Raw genomic sequence first — 4,550 nt, 5'->3', positions numbered from 1 at the left:
ATTATTATCTTGTTTATAGCTTTGATTAATAAGGCTTATCATATTATTAATAATATCAGGTAATAACCATATACCACCATTACTAATACAATTAATTGCATCTATAAAGTGAATTTTTTGCATTCTTGCATTTGCATAACCTTTAGCATTGCCATTTAAAAACGCTTGAGATTCTATAAAATTTGGATTTTTTGATATAGCTAGGCATTTAAAATTATATTTTGATAATTCTTTTATACTATCAATATTATCGCAAATTATAACATTAGCATCTTTGTATTTAGCTATTATTACATCTAAATAATTTGTTGAATATACATTAAAATCATTCAATATTTCTTCTAAATAAGTTCTTAGCTCTTTATCTTCTACATTTATAATTATTTGCATTATCTTTCCCTTAAAGCATTTTGTTTGGTTTTAAATATTGGTTTTAATAAATAATCTAATATAGTCTTTTTACCAGTAACAATATCAGCATTTACTATCATACCCACTTTGATATTTAGTGGGTGCTCATCTGTTCCTAGATGATTTTTTTCTGTTACGATTTTTACTAAATAAAAACTCTCTCCTTTATCATTGGTTTCTGTATCGGCACTAATTTGCATAACTTGTCCTTCAAGTCCACCATAAATACTAAAATCATAAGCACTTACCTTAATAATAGCTCTTAAACCTTCTCTTAAAAATGCCACATCAGCAGGTTTAACCTTAACTTCAGCAATCAATCTATCATCAAGTGGAACTATTTCAGCTATATTTTCACCTGGCTTGATTACTCCTGAAACAGTATGAACATTAAGCTTTGAAACTATACCATTTACAGGGCTTTTTACTAAGGTTCTATCAACCCTATCATCAAGACCTATTTGACTTTTATTAATTCTAGCAATTTCAGCATTTGTTTCATTTAGTTCTTTTTTAGAATCATTAATAAAACCTAATCTTATTTCATTTAATGTAGCTTCTAATTTAGGTAGCGATAATCTTGCTTGAGATAATTCTCCCCTAATATCATTTAATTGTCTGCTAATTTGTAAATATTCAACTTCACTTACACTACCTTTTTTATAAAGACTATAAGTCAAATCATTTTGTTTAGATACTAAATTATAACTCGTGCTTAGATGGTTGATTTTTGATTTTAGTTCCTTTATTTCGCTTTCTTTTTGAGAAATTTTTTCTTTTAATTGCTCTATATTACTCTCATATAAACTTTGTTCGTTTTTTAAAGTCTGTGGGAAAATTTTATTTACTTCATCTTCGCTTAAAATACTAATATCAAATTCTTTACTATTTGCTTGAGCAAAAAGCCTAATTTTTTTAGCCAAAAGCTCACTAATTTTTACTTCACTCTCGCCTAAAGAACTCTCAAAACTTTTATTATCAATCTTAAGTAATACTTGACCTTTTTTTACAACATCGCCTTCTCTTACTAATAATTCTTGAACTATACCACCTTCTAGGTTTTGAACTACTTGATTTTGACCACTAGGCACTACCTTGCCCTGCCCCCTTGTAATCTCATCAATCTCTGCTACACTCATCCAAGCAATCAAACCAATTACACAAGTAATAATTATATAAAGCATAGTTTTTGTTTTTTGAGAGCTTTTTGATAATACAGCTTGTGATAAGCTATTCATAAAATCTAAATCATCTTTTGTATAGTTTTTCATTTACTAGCTCCTAACTTTGCTAAAACTTCTTCTTTACTTCCATCTAAAACTACCTTAGCATTATCAATTACAATTATTCTATCAACTAGACTAAGAAGTGATTGTTTATGAGTAATTACTATTAATGTTTTATCTTTGCAAGCTTCTTTTAAATTATTTATAACTTTTGCTTCTGTTTGAGTATCTATTTGATTTGTTGGCTCATCTAGTAGCATAATAGGTGTATTTGTTATAAACGCTCTTGATATTGCAATAGCTTGTCTTTGACCCCCACTTATACCTTCTCCACGCTCATAAACAGGCATATCAAATCCAAGTGGGTGAGAATTTACAAATTCACTAACGCAAGAAATATTTGCAGCTTTTATAATTTCTTCATCACTTGCATAAGGTGCTTTATAAACTATATTTTCTCTTAAAGTGCCTTTAAATAGCATAATATCTTGAGAAACATAGCCAATATGCTCTCTTAAATCCACTGGGTCAATTTGCTCAATATCAATACCATCTACATGAATACTACCTTTACTTGGCTCATAAAGTCCCATAATTAATTTTTCTATAGTTGTTTTTCCACTACCATTTTTACCAATAATTGCAACTTTTTCTCCAGCATTAATCTTAAAGCTAACATCACTTAAAGATTCTTTTTTAGCTTCTGGATAAGCAAATGAAACATTTTTAAACTCAATACCACCTAAGAAATTATTTCTTCTTACGAATTTTTTGCCATTTTCACGCTCTACTGGCATATTCATAATATCATTAAGGCTCTTATAAGCTGTTTTAGTCTGCTCGTAATTTGATATAAGAGAAGCTACCTGACCCATAGGAGATATTGCACGAGAACTTAAAATCACACTAGCAACAAGACCACCCATACTAAGCTCCATATCCTTAATCATATAAACACCCAATACAACAATAGCAATAGTGTTAAATTGAACTAAAAACCCTGTAACCATAGGAATAGAACTAGATAATAATTTATTTTTTATACTTTTATTAGCAATTTCTCCTGTTGCTTCTTCGTATATCCATTGAGAAGAAGATGCTGCACCTAAAGTCTTAATTGTCTCAAGTGTATTTAAACTCTCAATTAAAACACCATTTTTAAATGCACTTGCTTGATATGTGCTTTCTATTGAAGTCTGTAAAGGTTTTCTAATACTAAATGTATAAATTAAAATAAGTATCATAACAATAACAGGAACTACTACTAAATGTCCTGCTAGAAAATAAATTGTTGCTAAAAATATTATACAAAATGGCAAATCCACAATAGCAGCAATACTAGCATTTGCAAAAAAACTTTTAAGCGTATCAAATTCTTTTAGATTTTGTGCAAAAGAACCAACACTAGCAGGTCTAGAACTCAATTTAATATCCAACACTCTTTCATAAATTAATGAGCTCATAATAATATCGCTCTTTTTTGAAGCTGTTTCTAAAAAATAAGCTCTAACTAATTTAATAATCATATCAATTGTATAAACAACAAATACTCCTAAAGCTAAAACCCATAAAGTCTCAATTGCATTATTAGGCACAACCCTATCATAAACATTCATTGTAAAAAGCGGACCTGCTAAAACAAATAAGTTTATGATAAATGAAGCTAGTAAAACATCTACATAAATTGATTTTGATTTTTTAAGCGTATCCCAAAACCAATGCTCATTAGGGTTATTTTTAAGATTATTTATTTCATTTTTAATAACAAATTCTCTTTTTAAATAAAAAGCATAACCTAAATATTCTTCTTCAATTTCTGCTTTGCTAACTAATGTAGCTGCACCATCAAATCCTGGAAAAATAATACTTAATTTATCATTATCTTGAAAACTTTGTAAAATACATGCTTTTTGGTCTTTTAGCATTAAAATACAAGGCAATACTAAATTAGGAATATCTTTTAAATCTTTTTTCACTAATGTGCTAGCAAAACCAGCTCTTTTTGCCGCTCTACTAAAAAGAGATTTTTTATTATTTTTTGAAAATAGCTCTATACCACCTAAATTTTTATCATAAGGCAACCCAGCCGTAAGTGCTTCAGCACTATAAGGATTGTTATAAAGCTTAGTAAGAATAACTAGACAATCTAGCAATTCATCTGTTTTTGTATTTATCATATTTCTTCCTTAACTTTACTTGTGTAATTTCCTTGAACTAAATTAATATTTAATTCTTTTATTTTGTTGTAAGTTTCTTCATCTTCTATACCTATTGCAATTATTTTTATTCCTTTTGAATTTAAGATAATTTCTAAAGCATTTTTAGCCCCACTAGCATTAACATCTTCTAATAAATCAAGCAATGTTCTTGCCTGAACTTTAATATAAGAAATATTTAATTCATTTAAAATACTTAAGTTTTCTTTATTTAAAGTAAAATGGTCAAGCCCTAAAGCTATATCATAAGTCTTAGCAAATCTTGAAAACTCAATAAGATTTCTAATATTTAATTCCTTACTCATAGCAAGTTCTAAATAAACTTTTTCATTTTTTCTAGTTTTGAATATTTTTTCTAATTTTTGATAATTTTCTGCTTTTATTAAATCATTTGAAATATTTACAGAAATTCCTGATTTAAATTCTTCACTTAAAGCCTTACTTAATACATAAATATCTAATTCTTTTGATAAATTAAGCTCATTTACAATAGGCATAAAATAAGAAGCATTTTTTAATTCATTTTTATATTTTAATCTCAAATACAATTCTTTATGATATACATTATTATCAGTATCTAAAACTTCTTGGCTAGCAAAACAAAAATCATTATTATTCATAGCGTTATAAATAAATGTTCTAAATTGCTCTTTACCTAAGATAATATTATCAGAATTATTTGATTTGTTTAAAGAAT

The 4,550-nt window shown here is 27.5% G+C and carries 3 protein-coding genes and 1 pseudogene; all 4 read right to left on the bottom strand.

The features are described 5' to 3' along the window. Positions 1-390, bottom strand: a pseudogene (locus KJQ97_RS08800) (hypothetical protein); the annotation flags it as partial. Then, a complete protein-coding gene (locus KJQ97_RS08795; protein WP_214118428.1) occupies positions 390-1,682 on the bottom strand; it encodes an HlyD family type I secretion periplasmic adaptor subunit in 1,293 nt (430 codons plus the stop codon). The pseudogene KJQ97_RS08800 and the gene KJQ97_RS08795, both read right to left, overlap by 1 nt. Beyond that, positions 1,679-3,814, bottom strand: a complete 2,136-nt coding sequence (locus KJQ97_RS08790; protein WP_214120603.1) for a type I secretion system permease/ATPase — start codon at positions 3,812-3,814, stop codon at positions 1,679-1,681. Before KJQ97_RS08790 ends, KJQ97_RS08795 begins: the two co-directional genes overlap by 4 nt. Then, the coding region (locus tag KJQ97_RS08785; protein ID WP_214120602.1) for an EAL domain-containing protein at positions 3,811-4,550 on the bottom strand (740 nt) is incomplete at its 5' end. The genes KJQ97_RS08790 and KJQ97_RS08785, both read right to left, overlap by 4 nt.

The sequence above is a fragment of the Campylobacter sp. 2018MI01 genome (genome assembly GCF_018501205.1).
Classification (GTDB): Bacteria; Campylobacterota; Campylobacteria; order Campylobacterales; family Campylobacteraceae; genus Campylobacter_E.
Note: the sequence above shows the minus strand (reverse complement) of the source record. Positions and strands in the feature narration are given on the sequence as shown.

Excerpts from the sequence above, each read along its gene's own strand:
- KJQ97_RS08795 (WP_214118428.1), bottom strand. The coding sequence starts at position 1,682 with ATGAAAAACTATACAAAAGATGATTTAGATTTTATGAATAGCTTATCA.
- KJQ97_RS08790 (WP_214120603.1), bottom strand. The coding sequence starts at position 3,814 with ATGATAAATACAAAAACAGATGAATTGCTAGATTGTCTAGTTATTCTT.